Below are 16,560 nucleotides of genomic sequence, written 5' to 3' on the forward strand. Positions count from 1 at the left end.
CCGAACTTAGCATAGTGCTTATAGTATAAGCGTTATACAAATAACTGGGAGTGTGAGACCTCATGGACAACAGCACAATCCGCCGCACCACCGGCACCGCGGCCACTCTCGGCGCGGTCTGCATACTGGTGGAAATACCCCTGTACTTCGTCTACTCCGGTCCCCCACCGGCCTCCAACGTCCTCACGCGTAGCCTCTTCGGCCTCGCCGGACTCGCCTGCCTGGTCGTGTTCATGACCCTCTTCGGGCAGCTGGTGAAACGCATCGACCCCGAGCAGGAATGGATCGGCGCACTCGCGTCCAGGACCGGATCGCTCTGGGTGACAATGCTGTTCGTCGGCACGGGCCTGGAAGCCGGCGCGGTCATCCAATCCACCACCGCCATCGACCCCACGATCACCGTATCCGGCACATATATCATCTACGGCACCATCTCCCGCATCCTCGAGGGAATGTTCCTGGTGGCCTTCGGCATTGCGGTCCGCAACACCGGCCTGCTGCCGAGCTGGGCGAAAACCTCCGCCTGGATCCTCGCGGCGATCAACTTCGCCTTCATCCCGTCGATCTTCTTCGGGAACAAGCCCGCCGACTTCTACGCCGCCAACGGCTGGGGCACCACCGCCACCATGGGCGGACTCACCATGATCTGGCTGCTCACCATCGGAATCGCCTTGGCACGCGTGAAGACCGGCCCTTACGGCGAATGCAACGACTCGAAGGTGACTGCGAGTGTGACCGGAGTGTCCAACACCAAAGCTGTGCGATGAACCTGGTGCGGCACATACCGGAGGCCCGACCAGTCCAGACGGTACTCCTCGATACGGTCGATCGCTTCCCACGTCTTGTCGAAGTGAACCACGAGATAAATCGGAATTCCGGCGCGCGCGTACAAGACTCGTTTGAAGCCGGTGTCCGTGTCGACCGTATCCTTCGACACGACCTCGACTACGAGCTGAATGTGGTCACCGACCGTGTTCACGTCATACGGCTCGCAGTCACGGACCATGATGTCGGGATACCGAATGTTCAGGCGCTTGTCGGAGCGAGTCGCCTCCGCGTCCGGAAAGCGCACCGCGACATCGGAATCGACTACGAGACACGGCCCCGACGGATGGCGTGCGGCCTCGATCATGGAAGTCAGCCGCCGGACGACTCGACTGTGCGCCGGGCTTTGTGACATCAGCCTGACCAGGTGGCCGTCGACGATCTCGATATCGCCCGCCGCCACGCTCCACGCATCGGGCTCGGCGGACAGGAACTGCTCCGCCGTCACGTACCTGTCGTCGTCCGCAGGCGATTCGGTCACGGACGCAATCCTAGTCGCCGAACGCCGACGGCCCGGCATCCATCGGATGCCGGGCCGTCGAAGCCGAAACGATCAAGCGGTCTCGGTGATGGGGCGGTCGACCCAGCTCATCAGGCCGCGCAGCTTGGCGCCGGTGACCTCGATGGGGTGCTCGGCGTTGGCCTTGCGCAGACCCTCGAGCTCCTTGTTGCCGCCCTCGACGTTGGCGACGAGGCGCTTGACGAAGGTGCCGTCCTGGATGTCCTTCAGGATGTCCTTCATGCGCTCCTTGGTGCCGGCGTCGATGACGCGCGGGCCCGACAGGTAGCCACCGAATTCGGCGGTGTCGGAGACCGAGTAGTTCATGCGCGCGATGCCGCCCTCGTACATGAGGTCGACGATCAGCTTCAGCTCGTGCAGCACCTCGAAGTAGGCCATCTCAGGGGCGTAGCCCGCCTCGACCATGACCTCGAAACCGGTCTTGACCAGTTCCTCGGTGCCGCCGCAGAGCACGGCCTGCTCACCGAAGAGGTCGGTCTCGGTCTCTTCCTTGAAGGTGGTCTTGATGACGCCCGCGCGGGTGCCGCCGATGCCCTTGGCGTAGGACAGGGCCAGGGCCTGGCCGTTGCCGGTCGGGTCCTGGTCGATGGCGATCAGGGCCGGAACGCCCTTGCCGTCGACGAACTGACGACGCACCAGGTGGCCGGGGCCCTTCGGGGCGACCATGCCGACGGTGACGTTGGCCGGAGCCTTGATCAGACCGAAGTGGATGTTCAGGCCGTGGCCGAAGAACAGCGCGTCGCCGTCCTTCAGGTTCGGCTCGATGTCATTGGTGAAGATCGACGCCTGCGCGGTGTCGGGGGCCAGCACCATGATGACGTCGGCCCACTCCGAAACCTCGGCGGGCGTGCCGACGGTCAGACCGGCCTCTTCGGCCTTGGCCCGCGACTTCGAGCCTTCCTTGAGGCCGATGCGCACGTCGACACCCGAGTCACGCAGGCTCAGCGAGTGCGCGTGGCCCTGGCTGCCGTAGCCGATGACCGCGACCTTCTTGCCCTGGATGATCGACAGGTCGGCGTCATCGTCGTAGAACATCTCGACTGCCACTGTTATTGGTTCCCTTCTGGATTCGTTTATCTGTGTTTAGCGGGTTGCCGTGATCGACTTCGGTCCGCGGCCGACGGCCACGACACCGGACTGGACGATCTCCCGGATCCCGTAGGGCTCCAGCATGCGCAGCAGCGCATCGAGCTTCGAGCGGGTGCCTGTCGCCTCCACCGTGAGGGCGTCCGGCGACACGTCGATGACCTTAGCGCGGAACAAGTTAACGGATTCTATGACTTGTGTCCGGACGCTCGCGTCGGCGCGCACCTTGACCAGGATCAGCTCGCGGGCCACGGAAGCGTCCGCGTCCTGCTCGACGATCTTGATGACGTTCACCAGCTTGTTGAGCTGCTTGGTGACCTGCTCGAGCGGCAGATCCTCGACCGTCACCACGATGGTCATGCGGGAGATCTCCGGGATCTCGGTGCCGCCGACCGCGAGCGACTCGATATTGAAGCCGCGACGGGAGAACAGCGACGCTACGCGCGCCAGCACGCCCGGCTTGTCCTCCACCAGCACGGAGAGGGTGTGGGTGGTGCTCATTCCTCGGTCCCCTTCTGGGCAGCACGCTCGTGCGCGGACACGGACGCCTGCTCGTGCGACATGGCTTCGTGGATCACGGCCGGTTCGGAGATCGACTCGTCGTCGTCGAACAGCGGGCGGATGCCACGCGCGGCCATGATCTCGTCGTTGGAGGTGCCGGCGGCGACCATCGGCCACACCTGCGCGTCCTTGCCGACGATGAAATCGATCACCACGGGACGGTCGTTGATGGACTGCGCCTCACGGATCGCAGCCTCCACGTCCTCTTCCTTCTCGACGCGAATTCCGTGGCAGCCCAAGGCTTCCGCGAGCTTCACGAAGTCCGGGATGCGCAGGGTGTGCGTGCCCAGATCGGTGTTGGAGTAGCGCTTCTCGTAGAAGAGCGTCTGCCACTGGCGAACCATGCCCAGGTTGCCGTTGTTGATCAGCGCGACCTTGATCGGCACGCCCTCGACGGCACAGGTGGCCAGTTCCTGATTGGTCATCTGGAAGCAGCCGTCACCGTCGATGGCCCAGACCTCACGGTCCGGCATGCCCATCTTGGCGCCCATGGCGGCCGGCACCGAGTAGCCCATGGTGCCCAGGCCACCGGAATTCAGCCAGGTGCGCGGCTTCTCGTACTTGATGAACTGCGCGGCCCACATCTGATGCTGGCCGACGCCGGCGCAGTAGATGGCGTCCGGACCGGCCATCTGGCCCAGCTTCTCGATGACGAACTCCGGCGACAGCGAACCGTCGGACGGGGTCTTCCAACCCAGCGGGTAGCTGTCGCGGACGCCGCTCAGGTACTTCCACCAGTCGGTGAGCTCCAGCAGCGGCGCCTTGCCCGCGGCCGGGTCGGCCTTCAGGGTCTCGATCAGCTCGGTGATCACCTCGCGGCAGTCACCCACGATCGGCACGTCCGCGTGGCGGTTCTTACCGATCTCGGCCGGGTCGATATCGGCGTGGATCACCTTGGCGTTCGGCGCGAACGAGTCCAGCTGACCGGTGACACGGTCGTCGAAACGCGCGCCCAGAGTGATCAGCAGATCCGAACGCTGCAGTGCCGCAACGGCTCCCACAGTGCCGTGCATGCCGGGCATACCCATGTTGAGGGTGTGCGTGTCAGGGAACGCGCCGCGCGCCATCAGGGTGGTGACCACCGGGATGCCGGTCAGCTCGGCCAGCTCCAGCAGTTCCGGGGACGCGTCGGCCTTGATGACGCCGCCGCCGACGTAGAGCACGGGGGCCTTGGCCTCCATGATCATGCGGGCGGCCTCGCGCACCTGCTTGCCGTGCGGCTTGGTGACCGGACGGTATCCGGGCAGCCGCATTTCCGGCGGCCACGAGAAGGTGGTCTGCGCCTGCAGCACGTCCTTCGGGATGTCGACCAGCACCGCGCCCGGCCGGCCGGTGGCCGCCAGGTGGAAGGCCTCGGCGATCATCCGCGGGATGTCGATCGGGTCGGTGACCAGGAAGTTGTGCTTGGTGCACGCCATGGTGATGCCGGAGATGTCGGCTTCCTGGAAGGCGTCGGTGCCGATCAGCGAACGGCCGACCTGGCCGGTGATCGCCACCAGCGGCACCGAGTCCATCTGCGCGTCCGCGATCGGGGTCACCAGGTTGGTCGCGCCCGGGCCGGAGGTCGCCATGCAGACGCCGACCTTGCCGGTGGCCTGCGCGTATCCGGTGGCGGCGTGCCCGGCGCCCTGCTCGTGACGCACCAGCACGTGCCGCACCTTGGTGGAGTCGAACAGCGGGTCGTAGACGGGGAGAATCGCACCGCCCGGAATACCGAATACCGTGTCGACGCCGAGCTCCTCGAGGGAGCGGACAACAGACTGCGCGCCGGTGACCCGCTCGGGCGGGACCTGGCGTCGATTCGGGGCGGCCGGAGCCGCGGTCGGCTGAGAGGCCGAGGGCGCTGGCTTACGGGCGGAAGGCCCGGGCCGTGCGGTAGGTGCGCTCACCGTCTGGTTCCTTACTGCTTGTCGTTCGAGTCCAACAGGGACTGCCTGAACACAAAAAAGCCCTCGACAGCCGGGGCTGTTCGAGGGTGGCGCGTCGCAGCTGCGAGCTGACGTAATTGACCTACAGTCGTCGGCTCAGCGCTGGACGCGCCGGCCGATTACGAGCAACTCGATTCGATTCACGCGCACGACGGTATGCGTGCGTGAGTCGTACAGTCAAACATCTGACCTGATGCGTCTCATTATGTGAGACAGTGCGGTTGTTCGGGTTCGTTCACCGTGATGCAAGGATATGGGTGTGTCCTCACAGCATCAGTCCGTGCCACCTGCTGAATCTTCCCATACCGCCGAGACAGGATCGGACACGGGTCGCGTGATCCGCCTTCCCCGGCTCGCCCATGTGGGGGTGTTCATGCTGCTTTTCTGCGTGGCCTTCCCCTTCTTCGGGTGGCCCGCGGTGTTGTGGATCCTGTTCGCGATCCCGATCGCGGTGGCGGTGTGGATCGAACGGACCCGAACCACGGTGTCGGAGGCCGGGATCGATACCCGGACCATGTTCGGCGGCCGGCATATCGACTGGTCGGAGGTGCAGGGACTGAAGATTCCGAAGCGCGGATTCCTGCGGGTGCACCTCACCGACGAGACCGATGTGACCTTGCCCGCAGTCGGATACGACCGATTGCGTGATCTCGCCGCAGCATCCGGCGGGCGAATTCCCGATCCGTTCGCCGAACCCGAGGACGACGAGGAACCGGAAGACGACCGGGAATCCGCCGAGGACTAACGTTGTAGGTCCATCGAAAGTATTCGGTGCAGTCGCTTTAAACAGCCCACTGCGACGAGAATCCGAGGACCTATAGCCATGCCACCGCTTCGTTCACGCACCACCACCGCCGGTCGCAATGCCGCGGGCGCTCGCGCCCTCTGGCGCGCCACCGGTCTCACCGACTCCGACTTCGGCAAGCCGATTGTCGCCATTGCGAACTCCTACACCCAGTTCGTCCCCGGCCACGTGCACCTGAAGGACGTCGGCGAAATCGTGGCCGAGGCGGTACGGGCGGCCGGTGGCGTGCCCCGCGAATTCCACACCATCGCGGTGGACGACGGCATCGCCATGGGTCACGGCGGGATGCTGTACTCGCTGCCGTCGCGCGAGATCATCGCCGACTCCGTGGAGTACATGGCCAATGCGCACACCGCCGACGCGCTGGTCTGTATCTCCAACTGCGACAAGATCACTCCCGGCATGCTGAACGCCGCCATGCGGCTGAACATCCCGGCCGTGTTCGTCTCCGGCGGGCCGATGGAGGCCGGTAAGGCCGTCGTGGTGGGCGGTGTGGCGCAGGCGCCGACCGACCTCATCACCGCCATCTCCGCCTCCGCGTCGCCGCACGTGACCGATGACGGGCTCTCCGAGGTCGAGCGGTCCGCCTGCCCGACCTGCGGTTCCTGCTCCGGCATGTTCACCGCCAACTCCATGAACTGCCTCACCGAGGCGCTGGGCCTGGCGCTGCCGGGCAACGGCTCCACGCTGGCCACGCATGCCGCGCGCCGGGCGCTGTTCCAGAACGCCGGGCGGGTGATCGTCGATATCGCCAACCGCTGGTACCGCGACGACGACGCCTCCGTGCTGCCGCGAAATGTCGCCAATGCGAAGGCTTTCCGCAATGCGATGGCCCTCGATGTGGCCATGGGTGGTTCCACCAACACCGTGCTGCACACCCTCGCCGCCGCGCAGGAGGGTGAGATCGAATTCGATCTGCAGACCATCGACGAGATCTCGCGTCGCGTGCCCTGCCTGTCCAAGGTGTCGCCGAACTCCGACTACCACATGGAGGACGTGCACCGGGCCGGCGGCATTCCGGCCATCCTCGGCGAGCTGCGCCGCGGCGGACTGCTGGAAACCGATGTGACCACCGTCCACACCGCCTCGTTCGACGAGTGGCTGGACACCTGGGACATCCGCAGCGGCAAGGCTTCCGACGAAGCCGTCGAACTGTTCCACGCCGCGCCGGGCGGGGTGCGCACCACGGTGCCGTTCTCCACCGAGAACCGCTGGTCGTCGCTGGACATCGACGCCGAGGGCGGCTGCATCCGCGACAAGGCGCACGCCTACACCGTCGAGGGCGGGCTGTGTGTGCTGCGCGGCAATATCGCACCGGACGGCGCGATCCTCAAGACCGCGGGCATCGACGAGGAACTGTTCACCTTCGAGGGACCGGCAGTCGTGGTCGAGTCGCAGGAGGACGCGGTGTCGAAGATCCTCGCCAAGGAGATCCAGCCGGGCGATGTGGTCGTGGTTCGCTACGAAGGCCCCAAGGGCGGGCCGGGCATGCAGGAAATGCTGCACCCCACCTCCTTCCTGAAGGGTGTCGGACTGGGCAAGGTGTGCGCGCTCATCACCGACGGACGCTTCTCCGGTGGTACATCGGGCCTGTCCATCGGGCATATGTCGCCCGAGGCCGCGGCCGGTGGCGCCATCGGTCTCATCGAGAACGGCGACCGGATCAAGATCGACGTCAACACGCGTGCTCTCGAATTGCTGGTCCCCGATGAGGTTCTCGCGGAGCGACGCGCCAAAATGGAGGCGTCCGAACGGCCTTGGCAGCCGGTGCAACGCGATCGGCCCGTCACCACGGCGCTGCGCGCGTACGCCGCACTGGCTACCTCGGCAGACAAGGGTGCAGTCCGGCGTGTGCCGTAGGAGGAATGCAGGGGCATGACAATCGAATACATCGGTAAGGCCGACACCATGCTGGCCGAGTACTCGGCGATGCTGGAACGTTGCGACGCCCGCAACGCCCAGGCCCGGGTACTACTCGCCGAGGCGGAGGAGCTAGCCGGGGAGTCGCGTGAACTCGCCTCCACGGAGTTCATGGCGACGCCCGACGAGGCATTGCGGATCGACGCGCACCGCGCGTTCCTGCACGACCAGATCGATGCCAAGTCCGGACAGGTGATGCGATTGCACCAGGAGACGTTCGAGGAATGGCAGCGGTTCACCACAACCCAGTGGTGAGGGCGGGTTCGCGGGGGCAAGCCCCCGCGAACCTCTGAAGGGGGGAAGGGATTTCGGGGGCTGCCCCCGGACCCCTTCCAGGGGAAATACGAAACGGCCGGGATGATCTGGGATCATCCCGGCCGATTTGTGTTCGGGGAGAGCTACTTCCAGGGGCCGATGCCGTGCAGCGGGTTGCCGCCGTGCAGCCAGTACCAGACTCCGATCGCGGCGGCGATCGCCGCTATCAAGGCCGCGAAGGAACCGAGGAAGGGCCGCGTCGCCCAGCCGCGGTTGCGGTCGAAGGAGAGGCGGCCGGGGCCGGTGAGGATGATGACGGCGGCGGTGCCTGCCAGGACCGATTCCAGTTCGACGTTCTTGTACTGGAATCCGGTGGCGGCGGCCTCTTTCCACATCCAGGCGTCCAGGATGACCGCGACCAGCGCGCCCGCGGCGAGCGGAGTCGCCAGGCCGAGGACGACCAGGATGCCGCCGCCGAGTTCGCCCGCGATCAGCATGGGCGCGGCCAGGTTCACTTCCTTCCAGCCGCCGTGCTCCATGGCGGTCTTGATGCCGTCGAAGCCGGGGCCGTGGAACCAGCCGAAGGCCTTCTGCAGGCCGTGGTAGATGAAGGTGCCGCCGACCACCAAGCGCAGCAACAGGAGTCCGACGTCGAGCGTGCCGCGGCGGTCGTCGCGGCGGCGCAGCTTGGTCGTCGGTTCCGTCGAGCCCGAGGGGGCCGGCGGGATGCTGGCGAAGGAATAGGTCGGCGACGGTTCGGCCGTGGTGCTGTTGGCGGCGCCGGGGATGGAGTTCTTCAGCTCCGAGTAGAGCGGGACCTCGGGGTCGAGGCCGAGCTCCTCGTCGGTGCGGGGCAGTTTCTCGGTGACCTTGTCGCCGGTGGCGGCGAACTGTTCGGTCGGCGAATCGAAGGGACTGCGGACCGGTTCACCTACCGGCCGCGGGAATGCGGGCGCCTGGGCGGACGGCTCACCGATCGCACCGGCGATCGTATCGAGCGCCGGGCTGTCCGGCGCGCCGGCGGACGGCTCGTTCGGCTTCTCTGTCACGCCGGTCAGAGTATGCGCCCGAAGCACCGGACACACGACAGTTACCGGGCGTGTCCGCTGTCCGATTCAGGCCGCCTCGACATAATGAGTCACCCCCGTCCGCGCATGGGCGGCAGGTTTTCCGTAACGTCTGGAGCATGAGTTTGGTTGCCGCGGGCCGGGTCGGGGTGGGCGCACGGAAAATCGTGCTGGGCGTGACGCTCGGCGCCGTGCTGCTGTCCTCGGGCTGCGCCAGCTTCGACGATCGCGCGTCCAGCAAGTTCACCGCCGAGCCGACCTGGCAGGACGCCGATCAGGGCACCAGCACTCCGAAGGCGCCGCCGAGCGCGGCCAAGCGACCGGACCTGCCGTGCGTGGATCCCGATCCGCTGGTGGTGGTCTCGTGCCTGGACACCACGGGCGGCATCGTCGCCCTGCCCGACGGCACCGCGCTCGTCGCCGAACGCACCACGGGCCGCATTCTGAAGGTGGTGGCCACCGATTCGGGAGTGCCGCCCGCGCCGGTGGAAGTCGCCAAATTGGATGTGGATCCGACCGGGGACGGCGGCATCACCGCGCTGACCCTGTCCCCCAGTTTCGGTGAGGACGGGCTGATCTACGCGTACATCACCACCGCCTCCGATAACCGCGTGGTGCGGATCAATACCGAGGGCGGCGGGGACCCGAAACCGATCCTCACCGGAATTCCCAAGGGGGCCACCGGGAATCGCGGATCGATCGACTTCCATACACCGGATCGGATGCTGGTGCTGACCGGTGACGCGGGCAATCCGTCGGCGGCCTCGGATGTGAGTTCGCTGGCGGGCAAGCTGCTCGGCATCAATTCGCCGGCGCCCGGGGCCACGGCCGATGTGATGGTCTCCGGGATCGGCGTCGCGGGCGGGGTGTGCTCGGATCACAAGGACACCATCTGGATCACCGACCGGACCGCGACCGAGGATCGCCTGCAGCGGGTCGGTCCCGACGGGGTGGCGCAGACGGCGTGGACGTGGCCCGATCATCCGGGTGTGGCGGGGTGCGCGGCGGCGACCGATGCGGTGGCGATCTCGCTGACCAATCAGAAGGCGCTGGCGCTGGCCAGTGCGGACAAGGACACGCATGCGGTCACGGCGGCGCCCTCGCTGATCGCGCAGGACAAGTACGGGCGGCTCGACGGGGCGACCATCGGCGGCGACGGCATGATCTGGGTGGCGACGGTCAACAAGCCGGACGGGAATCCGAATCAGTACGACGATCGGGTCGTCCGGATTCCGATCAATGACGGTAAGGGCGGCGGCACGCGCGACTGATCGCTCCACGCAGTGCGGCGCACAGCTATTGCTGTGCGCCGCAATGTATTTCAGGGGCTAGACGGTCTAGCGCTGTACGGGGAGCTGGATTTCGACGACCCACTGATCGGAGGCGGGATCCTCCGAGGTGACCAGGTAGAACTCGCGGATGGGATCGGTTGCGGTGTAACCGTTCTCATCCGCCCAGCGCCCGACGGCGTCGCACGCCGGCGGGAGGTCGCACAGCAGGCCGCGGTGCACCAGGGTGGCGGCCTCGCCGGCGGGCAGCTGCCGCAGGTCCAGGGTGCCCTCGATCGGGGTGCCCGCGACCTGGTGGGCGACGTGCACGCGCAGGCCCTCGTCGATGATCTCGTAGTAGACCAGTGACGGGCCCGCGATGGTGAGGCCCGCATCCGGGATGAGCTTGCCGAGCCGTTCGTACAGGCGGCCGATGATCGGGCCGACGACGGCATCGCCGTTCTCGGGCGCGATATCGGTGAGTTCGGCCAGTACCAGGGCCGGGACGGTCTTGACGACGATTTCGTTCTCGGGCATCTGCCCCTCGCTTTCGATACGCCGGAGCCTCGCCTCCACGCCCGCCAGCCGCACGGTGTCGGCGGCGACCTGGTTGGCCAGCTGGGCACGGCGCAACTGCAGCATGCCGCGCAACTGCTCCGCGGTCAGCCGGCCGTCGAGCAGATCCGCCACCTGTTGCAAGGTGAACCCGAGATCCTTGAGCGCGACGATCCGATTGAGCCGAGCCAGCTGACCGGCCGCGTAGAACCGATACCCGGTCGACGGATCGACCTGTATCGGTGTCAGCAAACCGATCTCGTCGTAATGCCGCAGCATTCGCACCGATACCCGGCCGAACCTGGCGAAGTCTCCGATACTGAACATGACTCCTCCAGGTCTATGGCCTCACACCGTGTGAGGGTCAACCCCATGATCGCGCGCCGCGCCCGGATGGGCGGGGATCACCGGCCTCGCGCCTGCGCAACGCGCCCCGTTCGACCGGCGCAGCGACTCTCCCACCCGCGGACCTGTATGCCAGAAATGCCTGTGGCGCACGGCTTTTGCCGTGCGCCACAAGCTTTTCGATTCGAGGCGGGTCAGCCTTCGACGCCGCAGGCGGCGAGGACGAGTTCGCGGACGCGGGCGGCGTCGGCCTGGCCGCGGGTGGCCTTCATGACGTCGCCGACGACCTTGCCGGCGGCCTGGACCTTGCCGGAGCGGATCTTCTCGGCGATGTCGGGGTTGGCGGCGAGGGCCTTGTCGACCTCGGACTGCAGGGCGGAGTCGTCGGAGACCATGCCCAGGCCCTTGGCTTCGACGATGGCGGCGGGCTCGCCCTCACCGGCGAGGACGAAGTCGACGACCTGCTTCGCGACCTTGTTGTTGATGGTCTTGGCCTCGACCAGGGCCGCTACCTCGGCGACCTGCTTCGGGGTGATGGGCAGGTCCTCGAGGGAAACCTCGCGCTCCTTGGCCTTTTCGGTGAGCGAGTTGACCCACCAGGCGCGGGCCGCCTCCACCGAGGCGCCGGCGTCGACGGTCGCGATGATCAGGTCCAGGGCGCCGGCATTGACCAGGTCGCGGAACACCTCGTCGGACAGCGCCCATTCGGCCTGGATGCGGGCGCGGCGCAGCCACGGGTATTCCGGGATGGTGCCGCGCAGCTCCTCGACCCAGGCGGCGTCGGGGGCGACGGGCTCCAGGTCGGGCTCCGGGAAGTAGCGGTAGTCCTCGGCGGTCTCCTTGATGCGGCCCGCGGAGGTGGTGCCGTCGGTCTCGTGGAAGTGGCGGGTCTCCATCAGGATCTCGCCGCCCGCGGTCAGCACCGCGGCCTGCCGGCGCATCTCGTAGCGCACCGCGACCTCGACGCTCTTGAGCGAGTTCACGTTCTTGGTCTCGGTGCGGGTGCCGAATTCCTTGGCGCCCTTGAGCATCAGCGAGACGTTGGCGTCGCAGCGCAGCGAGCCCTGCTCCATCTTCACGTCGGACACGTTGAGCGACTTGAGCACTTCGCGCAGCGCGGTCACGTAGGCGCGCGCGACTTCCGGCGCCCGCTCCCCCGCGCCTTCGATGGGCTTGGTGACGATCTCGATGAGCGGCACGCCCGCCCGGTTGTAGTCGAGCAGCGAGTGCGAGGCGCCGTGGATACGACCGGTCGCGCCACCCACGTGCAGCGACTTACCGGTGTCCTCTTCCATGTGCGCACGCTCGATCTCGACCCGGAAGGTCGAGCCGTCGTCGAGCAGCACGTCCAGGTAGCCGTCGGTCGCGATCGGCTCGTCGTACTGGCTGATCTGGTAGTTCTTCGGCTGGTCCGGGTAGAAGTAGTTCTTCCGCGCGAACCGCCCCCACGGCGTGATCGAGCAGTTCAACGCCAGCCCGATCCGAATGGCCGACTCCACCGCCTTCTCATTGACCACCGGCAACGAGCCGGGCAGCCCGAGGCACACCGGGCACACCTGCGTATTCGGTTCCGCACCGAACGTGGTCGGGCACCCGCAGAACATCTTGGTAGCGGTCCCCAGCTCGACATGGACTTCCATACCCATCACCGGCTCGTACCGATCAATGACGTCGGAGTAATCCATCAACTCGACCGTGGCTGCACTCATGCCGACCATCCTATGTCTGGCTGGTCGGCGCGAATGCAAGGGCTCAGTCGACGGCGATGGCTTCGATGATGGGGAGGCGGGAGGCTCGGACCGCTGGGGGGATGGAACCGAGTAGGGCGAGGATCAAGGCGACTACCGCGTAGACCACCAGGAGGGGGGTGGGGTGGTAGGGGATGTCGAGGGCTATGGCGTGGCCCAGGGCGACGGTCGCCAGGTAGTGGGTGGCGGAGCCAGCGGCGAGGCCCAGGAGGGCGCCGACTATGCCTATGCCGGCGGCTTCGGTGAGGACGGTGCGGAGGAGGAAGCGGCGGCTGGTGCCCATGGCCCGGAAGACGCCCAGTTCTCGGCGGCGTTCCAGGACGGAGAGCATCAAGGTGTTCAGCAAGGCGACCGTTGCTACCAGGACGACTATCCAGAGGATGGCGTTGCTGATCGAGGTGCCTTGGCGGACGCTGCTGGAAATGGCTGTGACAGCGTCTTTTCCGGTGGTCACGTGGATATCGGCGGGGACGGCGGCGCGGACGGCGGACATGACGGCCGCGTGGTCGGCGCCGGGGGCGATGTCGATGCCGAGGATGGTTTCGCCGGGGCGCTGGTACCACTGGCGCATGACGTCGAGATCGAGGACCACCGTGCCGGAGATGGCGGCGAAGTAAGGGATGACCTTCAGGACCTGGACCTTGTGAATCCCGGTGGGGGTGGGCAGGTCCAGGGACGAGCCGGGGTGGAGGTCGAGGGTGCGGGCTATGTCGCGGGAGATCACGACGGCTTGGCCCGCGGCCAGGCGGGCCAGGTCGGGTTGGCTGACACCGTCGAGGGCGGAGGTGCGGGCGGCGCCTCCCTCGTAGGCCTGCAACATGACTCGGCCCGAGCCGAGAGTGGAGAAGGCCATCTGGGCGGAGCCGACATCGGCCACCCCGGGGATCTTCTGGAGGGTGGCCTTCAGATCCGAGGGAAGCAGCGGGCCGGTGGGGAACTGCGCCATGGACGTGGGACTGACGAAAATGTCTGTGCCGGCGAGGCCTTCGAAGCTGTCGCCTGCGGCGGAGACCATATTGCGGGTGGCATTGCCGATGGAAACCACGGCGGTGACACCGATCATGACGGTCATGGCCGTGGCCCAGACCCGGCGCGGGGCGCGTTCGACGGTCGTGGCGCCGAGCGCGCCGGGCGCGCCGAACAGCCGGGCGATGGCGGCGCAAGCACGCACGATCGGTTCGGTCGCGGCGAAACAGAGGATGACGGAGCCCACGATGGCGAGGGAGATCCCGGCCATCGAGAGCTTGCCCACGTCGGCCCTGGCGACGACAACCGCGCCGACCACCATGGCGAGGCCGAGAACCGCCGCGGTCCAGCGCAATACGGGTTTCACCGCGTCCGCGGTGGATGTACCGACCGGAGCCAGCGCTTCGATCGGCGCGACCTTGTACACCTGCCGGGCCGCGATCGCGGCGGCGGCGATACTGGCCAGCACGCAGGCGGCGACGGCCACCGGGACGGCATAACCGGGCACCTCGTATTGGGTGCGGGATTCCACGGAGTTCAGGATGGCCGCGGGCAGCTGGTTGATCGCCTGGCGGCCCGCGAAGATTCCGATGACCGAGCCGATCGCGCCGCCGAACAGTCCGAGCAGCGCGGCCTCGGCGATCAGGTCCCGCACCATGGGCCCGCGTTTGCCGCCGATGGCGCGCAGCAGCGACAGCATCGGACGCCGTTGCGCCACAGCCATGCTCATGGCGTTGTATATAAGGAAGGAGGACACGACGAGCGCCGCGGCCGCGGAGGCCAGCGTCGCGTAGCTGACCAGCATGACGGAACTGCTCGCCTGCGCCGTCCGCAACGCGGGATCCGCGACGATCGCGCGGCCCGCGACCGCATCGGTGAGCGCCGAACGCAGCTTGCCCACATCGGTGTTCGGCGCGGCGACGATCTGCACGGAGTCCAGCCGGCCGACCCGCCCGGTGATCTTCTGCGCCACCGGCAGCAGCGCGATGGCGATGTGACCGCCGTTGATATCGCCCGCGGCACTGTCGTCGAGGACGCCCGCGACGGTGGCGGTCAGCGTGCCGAGCTGAAACTTGTCGCCCGGCTTGTGCCCCATGGCCTTGCCGAGCAGCACGCCGTTCGGCACCGTGAGCAGTTTGCCCGCTTGATCTTTCAGCGCCCCGTCGAGGGATGTCCCCAGCTGGGAGATGCTCTGATCCGCCCCGACGAGCAGCGCGCGGTCGGCGTCCGCGCCGATCGGCTGCCGGATCATCGGTACCGCGGCGGCCACGCCGGGCACGGTCCGGATCTGTTGCAGCAGTGTCTGATCGAAGCCCGCGTCGGTGATGCCGCTGACCTCGAGCACGGCATTGCCGCCGAGGCTGTGGGTGAGTTTGTCGACGGATCCGGTGATGGATCCGGAGATGCTGAAGACGGAGACCAGCAGTCCGGCGGAGACTCCCATGACCACCATCGACATGATGGTGCGCCCGCGGTGGGCGAAGAGTTCGCCGATATTGAACAGCCGCAGTCGATCCCAGGCGGCGCGGATCATGCGTGCACCGGTCCGGTGTTCTCGTCGGCCGCGGCGCCGTTGGCGTCGTGGATGGAGACGGCGAGTTCCTCGGGCACGGTCCGCATTTCGCCGTCGTCGCCGCGTTCGACGCGTTCGGTGGAGCCGATGTGCCCGTCGCGCAGGGTGATGACGCGGTCGCAGTACCGCACCGCGCCCATGTCGTGGGTGACCATGACCACGGAGTTGCCCTCCTTGGTGATGTCCCCGAGCAGTTTGAGGATGGCGGCGCCGGTCTTGGAGTCGAGGTTGCCGGTGGGTTCGTCGGCGAGGATGAGCGGCGGGTCCATGATGAGGGCGCGGGCGACCGCGACGCGCTGCATCTGGCCGCCGGACAGCTCACCGGGCCGGTGGTCGGCGCGTTCACCGAGCCCGACCAGGTCGAGCAGTTCGAGGGCGCGGGGTTTGGCCTTGCGCAGGCCGGTGCCGTCCAGCAGTTTGGGGATGGCGACGTTCTCCCAGGCCGACAGCGTGGGGAGCAGGTTGAAGAACTGGAAGACGAAACCGACCTGATGCCGCCGGAATTCGGATTGCCGGTCGTCGTCGAGTCCGCCGATCTCGTTGCCCTGGAAGCGGATCGAGCCGGAATCGGGTGAGTCGAGCGCGCCGAGCAGGTGCAGCAGGGTGCTCTTGCCCGATCCGGACGGGCCGATGATCGCGGTGAACTCCCCCGCCGCGATGGTCAGGCTGATGCCGTCCAGGGCGCGCACGGTCTGCTCGCCCACCCGGTATTCCTTGGTGACGTCGGTCAATTCCAGCATGTCGTTCCCCTCGTGGCCGGCTGTGGTTTCAGCTGGCCATGGCGCGTGTACGTGAACTGCGGTGGTGCTGAGCGGTGTCGTAGCTGTCGAGGATCGCGCGCAGCGCGGGTTGTTCGGCGGACAATTCGAGGTAGACGTCGACCGTCGATTTGCCTTGCGCGAGTGCGTGATCCAGTTTCACATTCATGTGGTTGTCCCACCGGTGGCGCAGCGCGAGCAGTACGCCGTCCGGGCCGCCGAAGAGCCGTTCCAGCTCGGGCAGATCGTCGAAGAGCTTGGGATCAGTGGGATTTCGCGCCGCCCGGTCCAGGACGGCGTGCAGGATATCGGTGCGAGCGTGCAGGTCTTGCCAAGACATGGCCCCCAACCTTTCGTAACGCGCCCGGTCGGTTCCGGGT

General features: G+C 67.0%; 15 protein-coding genes. 5 read left to right on the forward strand and 10 right to left on the reverse strand.

The window, feature by feature from the left end:
- The first annotated feature begins 62 nt into the window (after positions 1-62).
- Positions 63-767, forward strand: coding sequence for a hypothetical protein (locus tag ACH438_RS08910; protein ID WP_397002875.1), 705 nt, complete (start codon positions 63-65; stop codon positions 765-767).
- Here the strand turns inward: ACH438_RS08910 and ACH438_RS08915 are convergent.
- The 4 genes from ACH438_RS08915 to ACH438_RS08930 form a co-directional block, all read right to left on the reverse strand.
- Complete coding sequence (locus ACH438_RS08915; protein WP_397002877.1) at positions 695-1,306, reverse strand: Uma2 family endonuclease; 612 nt, start codon at positions 1,304-1,306, stop codon at positions 695-697. The genes ACH438_RS08910 and ACH438_RS08915 overlap by 73 nt on opposite strands.
- Positions 1,307-1,378: 72 nt before the next feature.
- Complete coding sequence (gene ilvC / locus ACH438_RS08920; protein ID WP_397003707.1) at positions 1,379-2,380, reverse strand: ketol-acid reductoisomerase; 1,002 nt, start codon at positions 2,378-2,380, stop codon at positions 1,379-1,381.
- Positions 2,381-2,428: 48 nt separating this feature from the next.
- Positions 2,429-2,932 (reverse strand): acetolactate synthase small subunit, encoded by a 504-nt coding sequence (gene ilvN, locus ACH438_RS08925; protein WP_397002879.1) that lies wholly within the window; start codon positions 2,930-2,932, stop codon positions 2,429-2,431.
- A complete protein-coding gene (locus ACH438_RS08930) occupies positions 2,929-4,881 on the reverse strand; it encodes an acetolactate synthase large subunit (protein ID WP_397002881.1) in 1,953 nt (650 codons plus the stop codon). The genes ilvN and ACH438_RS08930 overlap by 4 nt, the downstream gene beginning before the upstream one ends.
- A gap of 373 nt (positions 4,882-5,254) precedes the next feature.
- On the opposite strand from ACH438_RS08930, the gene ACH438_RS08935 reads away from it, so the two are divergent.
- The 3 genes from ACH438_RS08935 to ACH438_RS08945 all read left to right on the forward strand — a co-directional run bounded on the left by ACH438_RS08935 (position 5,255) and on the right by ACH438_RS08945 (position 7,900).
- Positions 5,255-5,665 carry a PH domain-containing protein gene (locus ACH438_RS08935; protein ID WP_397002883.1) on the forward strand — a complete coding sequence of 137 codons (411 nt, stop codon included), beginning with the start codon at positions 5,255-5,257 and terminating at the stop codon, positions 5,663-5,665.
- Between the two features lie 78 nt (positions 5,666-5,743).
- Positions 5,744-7,585 carry a dihydroxy-acid dehydratase gene (gene ilvD, locus ACH438_RS08940; RefSeq protein ID WP_397002885.1) on the forward strand — a complete coding sequence of 614 codons (1,842 nt, stop codon included), beginning with the start codon at positions 5,744-5,746 and terminating at the stop codon, positions 7,583-7,585.
- A gap of 15 nt (positions 7,586-7,600) precedes the next feature.
- Entirely contained in the window at positions 7,601-7,900 is a 300-nt protein-coding gene (locus ACH438_RS08945) for a hypothetical protein (RefSeq protein ID WP_397002887.1), read from the forward strand.
- A 143-nt stretch (positions 7,901-8,043) separates the two neighbouring features.
- Here the strand turns inward: ACH438_RS08945 and ACH438_RS08950 are convergent, their stop codons facing one another.
- Positions 8,044-8,949: a DoxX family protein gene (locus tag ACH438_RS08950; protein ID WP_397002889.1), complete on the reverse strand. Its 906-nt coding sequence runs from the start codon at positions 8,947-8,949 to the stop codon at positions 8,044-8,046.
- A gap of 137 nt (positions 8,950-9,086) precedes the next feature.
- On the opposite strand from ACH438_RS08950, the gene ACH438_RS08955 reads away from it, so the two are divergent.
- The gene (locus ACH438_RS08955) at positions 9,087-10,238 is read left to right on the forward strand and encodes a PQQ-dependent sugar dehydrogenase (protein WP_397002891.1); all 1,152 of its coding nucleotides are present in this window, start codon (positions 9,087-9,089) and stop codon (positions 10,236-10,238) included.
- Between the two features lie 66 nt (positions 10,239-10,304).
- Here the strand turns inward: ACH438_RS08955 and ACH438_RS08960 are convergent, their stop codons facing one another.
- From ACH438_RS08960 to ACH438_RS08980, 5 genes are all read right to left on the reverse strand, one after another.
- Positions 10,305-11,117 (reverse strand): MerR family transcriptional regulator, encoded by an 813-nt coding sequence (locus tag ACH438_RS08960; RefSeq protein WP_397002893.1) that lies wholly within the window; start codon positions 11,115-11,117, stop codon positions 10,305-10,307.
- A 212-nt stretch (positions 11,118-11,329) separates the two neighbouring features.
- A complete protein-coding gene (gene gatB, locus ACH438_RS08965; protein ID WP_397002895.1) occupies positions 11,330-12,844 on the reverse strand; it encodes an Asp-tRNA(Asn)/Glu-tRNA(Gln) amidotransferase subunit GatB in 1,515 nt (504 codons plus the stop codon).
- Between the two features lie 43 nt (positions 12,845-12,887).
- A complete protein-coding gene (locus ACH438_RS08970) occupies positions 12,888-15,383 on the reverse strand; it encodes an FtsX-like permease family protein (protein ID WP_397002897.1) in 2,496 nt (831 codons plus the stop codon).
- Entirely contained in the window at positions 15,380-16,162 is a 783-nt protein-coding gene (locus ACH438_RS08975) for an ABC transporter ATP-binding protein (protein WP_397002899.1), read from the reverse strand. Before ACH438_RS08975 ends, ACH438_RS08970 begins: the two co-directional genes overlap by 4 nt.
- A 28-nt stretch (positions 16,163-16,190) precedes the next feature.
- Positions 16,191-16,520 carry a hypothetical protein gene (locus ACH438_RS08980; protein WP_397002901.1) on the reverse strand — a complete coding sequence of 110 codons (330 nt, stop codon included), beginning with the start codon at positions 16,518-16,520 and terminating at the stop codon, positions 16,191-16,193.
- Positions 16,521-16,560 lie beyond the last annotated feature (40 nt).

Source organism: Nocardia sp. NPDC020380, from assembly GCF_044386975.1.
Classification (GTDB): Bacteria; Actinomycetota; Actinomycetes; order Mycobacteriales; family Mycobacteriaceae; genus Nocardia.

Coding starts and splice junctions, on each gene's coding strand:
- ACH438_RS08910 (WP_397002875.1), top strand. CDS start 63: ATGGACAACAGCACAATCCGCCGCACCACCGGCACCGCGGCCACTCTC.
- ilvC (WP_397003707.1), bottom strand. CDS start 2,380: ATGTTCTACGACGATGACGCCGACCTGTCGATCATCCAGGGCAAGAAG.
- ilvN (WP_397002879.1), bottom strand. CDS start 2,932: ATGAGCACCACCCACACCCTCTCCGTGCTGGTGGAGGACAAGCCGGGC.
- ilvD (WP_397002885.1), top strand. CDS start 5,744: ATGCCACCGCTTCGTTCACGCACCACCACCGCCGGTCGCAATGCCGCG.
- ACH438_RS08945 (WP_397002887.1), top strand. CDS start 7,601: ATGACAATCGAATACATCGGTAAGGCCGACACCATGCTGGCCGAGTAC.
- ACH438_RS08955 (WP_397002891.1), top strand. CDS start 9,087: ATGAGTTTGGTTGCCGCGGGCCGGGTCGGGGTGGGCGCACGGAAAATC.
- ACH438_RS08960 (WP_397002893.1), bottom strand. CDS start 11,117: ATGTTCAGTATCGGAGACTTCGCCAGGTTCGGCCGGGTATCGGTGCGA.
- gatB (WP_397002895.1), bottom strand. CDS start 12,844: ATGAGTGCAGCCACGGTCGAGTTGATGGATTACTCCGACGTCATTGAT.
- ACH438_RS08970 (WP_397002897.1), bottom strand. CDS start 15,383: ATGATCCGCGCCGCCTGGGATCGACTGCGGCTGTTCAATATCGGCGAA.
- ACH438_RS08975 (WP_397002899.1), bottom strand. CDS start 16,162: ATGCTGGAATTGACCGACGTCACCAAGGAATACCGGGTGGGCGAGCAG.
- ACH438_RS08980 (WP_397002901.1), bottom strand. CDS start 16,520: ATGTCTTGGCAAGACCTGCACGCTCGCACCGATATCCTGCACGCCGTC.